Consider the following 6,903-nt stretch of genomic DNA (forward strand, 5'->3'; position numbering starts at 1 on the left):
ACTAAAAAACAGACCAACACAGATTTCCTGCATTGGTCTGTCTCATTTCATTCCTTATTCAATTCTTATTTACTCTTTCTCTCCTTCACCAGTGCAAACACACTCTGAAGTACGATAAAGAAGCACAGCAGGATTGCTGTTACGATATTGGACCAGGAGCTGATCAGTTTTCCGTTGGTTTTTACCAGAGTGGAAATTGTACCATTGATCAATACACCAAACAATGATCCAAGCACGTTTCCAACACCACCGGTAAGAAGTGTACCACCGATTACGGCGGAGGAAATGGCATCCATTTCAAGACCTGTTGCCTGGGTGGTGGTACCTGCCATAGTGTTCAGGCAGTAGCAGATTCCGCCGATAGAGGTCAGAAAGCTGGAAAGGATGTAAGCTTTCATCTGGGTTTTCTTAACATCAAGTCCCATCAGGGTTGCGGACTGCTGGTTACCGCCTACTGCGTAAATGCTGCGGCCGAAGCGTGTGTATTTCAGCATCAGGTAAATAGCAAGAACTACGATCAGGGCAACCACTACTGTAACACGAAGGTACGGGTACTGCATAACACCCTTTTTGTTCAGATATCCCCCGAAAGGAAGGGAAATCTTGAAGCTGGAAAGAGTGGTAAAGATCTTGTCAGAAACAATACTTACCTGCTCTTTACAGATCACAGCGGTCATACCTCTGGAAAAGAACATTCCTGCCATAGTTACAATGAAGGGCTGGATCTCCAGATAGGAAATGCAGAAGCCCTGAACAATACCAAATACAATACCAATTGCAAGGAGCAGAAGCATAAGTACCGGGCTGGACCATCCCCACTGCTCAATTCCAACTGCCAGGATCATACAGTCCATAGCAACCAGGGAACCTACGGAAATGTCAATACCGCCAGTAAGCATGACGCAAGTCATACCAGCTGTAATGCAGATCAGACCTGCATTGTTGATCAGGATGTTCAGGAATGTCTGGAAACGGGTAAAGCCTTTGTCCGCATATACGATACATCCTGCAGCATACATTACAAAGAATAATACAATGGTGATCAGCAGCAACAGGTTATTGCTGTTTATTTTTTTCTTTTTCATGCCCGAGCTGCCTCCTTTCCGGATTTCTTTGTCAGCTTCTTAAAGAAGGCTTTGGCTGGCTCAGCCTGAATAACTACAATGATGATAACTACGATTGCCTTAAATACCGGCGCCTGTGCAGAGGAAACACCAAGTGCATACAGGGTTGTGGTAATCGCCTGGATGGTGTAAGCTCCGATAATGGAACCAGCCAGGGAGAACTTACCGCCGCCAAGACTGTTTCCGCCAAGTGCAACGGAAAGGATCGCATCCAGCTCCATATTCAGACCGATGTTATTGGTATCCGCGGAATAAATTCTGGAGGTTGCAACCATACCTGCAAGACCTGCACAAAGACCGCAGATTGCATAGCACATCAGGATGATCTTTGCGGAATTAAATCCTGCGATACGGGAAGCTTTTTTATTAATACCAACACTCTGGATGTAGGTTCCAAGTGCTGTGTAACGAAGTACTAAAGAAGCAATTGCTACACATACAGCTGCAACAATGATCGGTGTCGGAATGATTCCGCAGTAACCGCCAAGCTTCTGGAAGGACGGAACACGTACGTAAACGATCTGGCTGTTGCAAAGAAGAAGACCTACCGCACGTCCTGCCGACCATAGGATCAGGGTGGCGACCATAGGCTGGATATTCATATAGGCAACCAGGAAACCGTTAAACATACCGCAGATCAATGTTACCAGAAGACCTGCTCCAATACCAACCAGCAGCGGATGTGCATACTCCTGCACATTTACATTTCCGTATCCTGCAAGGAGCATACAGCAGACACCTGCGTAAAGACTCATGACAGAACCAACGGAAATATCCGTACCGCCTGAAGCAGATACAACAAGTGTCATACCGATTGCCAGGATGGCGATCTCACTTCCACGGTTCAGGATGTCGATGAGACGTCCGTAAAGTACACCATTCTTAATGGAAATCATAAAGAAGGAAAGCGGTGCACTTCCTGTTGCAATATCATATACTACGTTGATCAGCATGACCAGGATCATACTGAAAACCGGAAGGAACAGACGTTTCTGCGCCAGTTTTTTGAAATTACCCATTACTGCTCACCTCCTGCGATTGCTTTCATTACGTTCATCTGGTTCATATCTGCCTCATCAATCTCTCCAACCTTCTGCCCGTCACGGAGAACTGCCATACGGTTACAGGTACGGAGCATTTCCTCGATCTCAGAGGAAATAAAGATCAGGCTCTTTCCTTCATCCGCAAGCTTCAGAACCAGCTTCTGGATCTCTGTCTTGGTACCGATATCGATGCCTCGGGTAGGCTCGTCCAGAATCAGGAAATCCGGGTTTGTTGCAAGCCATCTTGCAAGGATAACCTTCTGCTGGTTTCCACCGGAAAGCTGTTTGATCAAGGTCTCGCGGCTTGCGCATTTGATCTGGAGAAGATCAATGTATTTGTCTGCGATCTCACACTGCTTTGCCATAGGAATCTTTTTCAGGATACCCTGTTTTGCCTGAACAGCAAGGATGATATTTTCTCTTACAGACAGGTCTGCGATAATACCTTCCGCTTTACGGTCATCCGGGAGAAGTCCCATGCCAAGATGCATGGCATCAATTGGGTTTTTCACCTTTACTTCCTGGCCTTTTACCTTCAAGGTACCGGTCTGGGCACGGTCAGCACCATAAATGGTACGTGCCAGCTCGCTTCGTCCACTTCCAAGAAGTCCTGTAAGTCCGATAACCTCTCCTTTGTGGATATCAAGGTCAAATGGTTTGATGGTTCCTGCATGGCTTAAGCCACGGGCTTCGATAACCATGGGCTCTTTTCTCTTATCGCCTGTGGTCTCTGGTTTAATAGAAGCAAGATCGTCGAAATCTTTTCCCATCATAGCTGCTACCAGCTTCACTCGCGGAAGATCTGCGATCTCATACTCGCCAACCAGCTGTCCATTTCGAAGAACGGTGATTCCGTCACATACCGCATAAACCTGCTCCAGGAAATGGGTAACAAAAATGATTCCTACACCTTTTTCCTTCAGTCTGCGCATCATGGTAAAAAGCTTTTCTACTTCACGGTCATCCAGTGAAGAGGTTGGCTCATCCAGAATGAGCACCTTACAATCCATATCTACAGCACGGGCAATTGCGATCATCTGCTGCAATGCCAGTGAATATTCTTCAAGATTACGTGTTACATCAACGTCAAGATCCAGCTGTTTCATAAGGGCTGCTGCCTGACGGTTCATGGCCTTTCGATTGACCGTTCCAAGCTTTGTCAGCGGCTCACGGCCTATGTACAAATTCTCTGCCACCGAAAGGTTCGGACAGAGGTTTACTTCCTGATATACAGTGGAAATACCCTTTTTCTGGGCGTCCATGGTATCTTTATTTACGATGGGATGATCAAATCCTTCCAGATAAATCTCTCCAGCCTCAAATTTATTTACGCCGGTCAGGCACTTGATCAGTGTGGATTTACCCGCGCCATTTTCTCCCATCAGCGCGCGGATTTCACCTTTTTTCAATGTCAGATCCACGCCTTCCAGTGCTTTTACACCTGGGAATGTCATGCAGATTCCCTGCATTTTCAATACTACTCCTGCCTCCAACGCGATTCCTCCCTTCCCGTTATCAACTTCATTTTTCATTCTCCTCGTTATCGCGTTATTTGCCATGACCTCATATATTCTGAGCCCTGGCTCATAGCCTCGTATAAACAGTTAAGGGGAAGAAAATCCGCCTTGGGACTTTCCTCCCCTATTAGTTCATCTTTATCGATTTTCAGCGGCTTGCTGATAATCAACTTCGACGTCTACGGATTGTTTCACAGCTTTGCTGTTTTCACAATTTCCGATTGATTTTTCTAATTAGTAAGCACGTCCAGCCAGAACATCGTCTGTCATAGTTGTTGCATATTCGCTCTCGATTCCAGGTGCTACGAATGCCTGATCCTCAACAAGTGTTGTCTTCTCATAGTCTTCGCCAGCCTGCATTTTCTCGATAACGCCCTTAACGGTCTCAGCCTGGATCGGGTTACACTCAACGTCACAGTTGATCTTTCCGTCTAATGTGTACTGAAGTCCATCATGTGTTGCGTCGAAGGAGATAAGAGTTACATCGCCATCTACACCGTAGGTGATACCTGCTGCATCCATTGCGTCCATTGCGCCGTATGCTTCGTTATCGTTCTGGCAGATAACTACGTTGAACTGTCCCTCGTAAGATTTGATGAAGGACTCCATAACTTCCTGTCCACCAGCCTGTGTGAAGTCACCGGACTGAGAATCAAGGATTGTCCAGTTGTCATGCTCTCCAGCTACCTGATTGAATCCATCTGTACGTCCAAGTGTTGCGGAAGCTCCTACGGAACCTTCGATAACAAGGATGTTAGCGTCTTTATCGCCAAGGTACTCAGCTAACCAGTTACCAGCTGTGATACCTTCGTTTGTTGTGTTTGTTCCAACCCATGCATCATATAAGTCGTCGCTTGCTTCGATCTCACGGTCTGCAATGATTACCGGGATTCCAGCATCCTGTGCTTCCTGAAGAACGGTGTCCCAACCAGCTGACTGGATCGGAGCGATTACGATGTAATCCATATCTTTACTAATGAATGTACGAACTGCTTCCAGCTGTGCAGCATTGTCATTATCGCAGTCTACAAGGTCAAGGCTATATCCTGCGTCCTCTGAGAAAACGTCCTGATAGTTCTGGGTGTTTGCTGTACGCCAGTCTGACTCATGTCCAACCTGTGCGTATCCAACTGTTACCAGATCGTCAGCGTAAACCGGCATAGCCATCATGCTGAGTGTTGCTGCTGCGAGTGCCATAACTGCAAATTTCTTTTTCATAGTGATTGTTCCTCTCTTTCTTTTAGAAAAATATTTTTGCAGGCCGCGCCTGCTATTAAGTTTTCGTTTTAACACGGATCCGTTTGCTGTCTTAGCGTTCCGTCCGTTCTTTGGATCTGTGTTCTTCTTGATGTCTATAATTTAGCGAAAATCAACATAAATTTCAACCTTATTTTCCCGTCTTTTGGTGGTTTCGTCAGTTCAAACAATACAAATTTGTTTGTTTTCATGGTGAAATGCAGACAAATTTGTATTATAATGGATTTTAACCAGGAAAAGGTTTGATATTTTATGATTATGGGGGTGGAAAGTTGGTTTTCTTATGATTTTGTGAAAAATATCACACCTTTTTCTATATTTTTCGATTTGGCAAAGTGTCCAAGCTGTGGAAAAAAGGTTGGATACTTTTAAAAAAGGTGGAATATTTTTTGTTTGAAAAGTGAAAAAATGGATGATTTATTGAGGAATCATAAATCATTCATGTGAAAATTTTATGAAGTAATCAATCATCCAGGCAAAATAAAAACAACCACCATGCCCCAACGCAGCGCGTGCAGATTGCATGAATGAGCTAACCAAAGAAAGAAGAACTAAAACCTATGGCAATCAAATATAAATGGCTGGTTGAACAGCTAAGAGAAATTATCTCAGAATATATTCAGAAAGGTGAGAACAGGCTTCCCACAGAGCAGGAACTGTCTGCCAGATACCGCGTCAGCCGGCAGACGGTCCGGGCTGCACTGGCGGTTCTGGAGGAAGAACGTGAAATCCGCCGAATTAAGGGAAGCGGAGCTTACATTACCGGGCTTTCCAGCCTGGAGGAACGGAATGTGGTCGGGATTTTGATTCCAGATGAGCAGCAGTATGAATATCCGGCACTGGTAAATGACATTCGTGTGACGCTGGCTGGGGAGGGATTTTCCTGTAAGGTTTACCCTACGCACAGTCATGCAGACCAGGAACGGCAGATTCTTCAATTTCTTTTGAAAAGTCCACTGCGGGCGCTTATTGTGGAGCCGGTAAAAAGTTCGCTGCCTTCCCCTAATATAGAACTTTATCAGAAACTGCTGCAGAAAGGGACTTCTGTTCTGTTTCTGGGAAGTGCATACCCGGAGCTTTCCCAGGTTCCTGTTCTCTATGAGGACAATGGGTATGGTGCAGGGCTTCTGGTACAGAGCCTTGTGGAAAGGGGGAATACTTCTATCGCGGGGATTTTCCGGATGGACGAACAGAGGGGATTAAAGCGATATCAGGGATTTCTGGATGCCATGCAAAATCACGGGCTGACCGTTCCGGACCGGAATATCTGCTGGTACACCACCCAGGAGCTGGATGATTTCCGCCAGAACCGGGATATCAGCTTCCTGAAGAAATTCCTGGAGCGGGTTACGCCGGACTGCACCGCGTTCGTGTGCCAGGACGATTTTATTTCCTGGCTGTTGTGGGAAGAGCTGGCTCTTGGGGAAGAAACGCCACTAACCACACACGAAGCCGCTTCAAGTCACCGCCCAAGCACAGCTCCTACTGCAAATGCTTACCATACCAGCCGCCATAGTTATGAGGCACCAATTGCATTAGCCGCCTTCAACACCAGCTACCTCACCACATCCGGTCTGCTCCGCGCCACCACTCTCACACCCCCGGCGCACCAGTCTGGTGCTCTGGCGGCCCAGATGATCATAGACAAATTAAAAGGACTCCCTGTCTCTTCACAGGAAGTCCCATGGCATTTGTCGTTGCCCAAATTACATAGCTAGTACATCATAAATTAAGTCAATGTGGCAGTTACTTAGTTTATGATGTACTAGTATCGTAGATTTATACGCCAAACAGTCGCATCAGAACCTATATGGTTTTATGTCAACCATTTAACGTGATTACATATTACGCGAGAGTATGAAACTTTTTCTGTAAAATAATGTTTAGAAGGTTCTTCTATGATACAATAAATATCATTAGGAGGGCCTTTTATTATGGCAAGACAAAAGAAACCTGTACATC

General features: G+C 45.8%; 5 protein-coding genes. 1 reads left to right on the forward strand and 4 read right to left on the reverse strand.

Going from position 1 to position 6,903, the window contains the following annotated elements:
• Nucleotides 1-65 precede the first annotated feature (65 nt).
• From ACTQ50_RS11810 to ACTQ50_RS11825, 4 genes are all read right to left on the reverse strand, one after another.
• The gene (locus tag ACTQ50_RS11810) at nt 66-1,085 is read right to left on the reverse strand and encodes an ABC transporter permease subunit (RefSeq protein WP_441484374.1); all 1,020 of its coding nucleotides are present in this window, start codon (nt 1,083-1,085) and stop codon (nt 66-68) included.
• Nucleotides 1,082-2,143: an ABC transporter permease gene (locus tag ACTQ50_RS11815; RefSeq protein WP_441484375.1), complete on the reverse strand. Its 1,062-nt coding sequence runs from the start codon at nt 2,141-2,143 to the stop codon at nt 1,082-1,084. The genes ACTQ50_RS11810 and ACTQ50_RS11815 overlap by 4 nt, the downstream gene beginning before the upstream one ends.
• Nucleotides 2,143-3,660, reverse strand: a complete 1,518-nt coding sequence (locus ACTQ50_RS11820) for a sugar ABC transporter ATP-binding protein (protein WP_441484378.1) — start codon at nt 3,658-3,660, stop codon at nt 2,143-2,145. The genes ACTQ50_RS11815 and ACTQ50_RS11820 overlap by 1 nt, the downstream gene beginning before the upstream one ends.
• 258 nt (nt 3,661-3,918) lie before the next feature.
• A complete protein-coding gene (locus tag ACTQ50_RS11825) occupies nt 3,919-4,902 on the reverse strand; it encodes an ABC transporter substrate-binding protein (RefSeq protein WP_441484376.1) in 984 nt (327 codons plus the stop codon).
• Between the two features lie 599 nt (nt 4,903-5,501).
• Here ACTQ50_RS11825 and ACTQ50_RS11830 point away from each other — a divergent pair.
• Nucleotides 5,502-6,659 carry a GntR family transcriptional regulator gene (locus ACTQ50_RS11830; RefSeq protein ID WP_441484377.1) on the forward strand — a complete coding sequence of 386 codons (1,158 nt, stop codon included), beginning with the start codon at nt 5,502-5,504 and terminating at the stop codon, nt 6,657-6,659.
• Nucleotides 6,660-6,903: the final 244 nt, after the last annotated feature.

The organism is Blautia sp. Sow4_E7 (assembly GCF_052116245.1).
Taxonomy (GTDB): Bacteria; Bacillota; Clostridia; order Lachnospirales; family Lachnospiraceae; genus Blautia_A.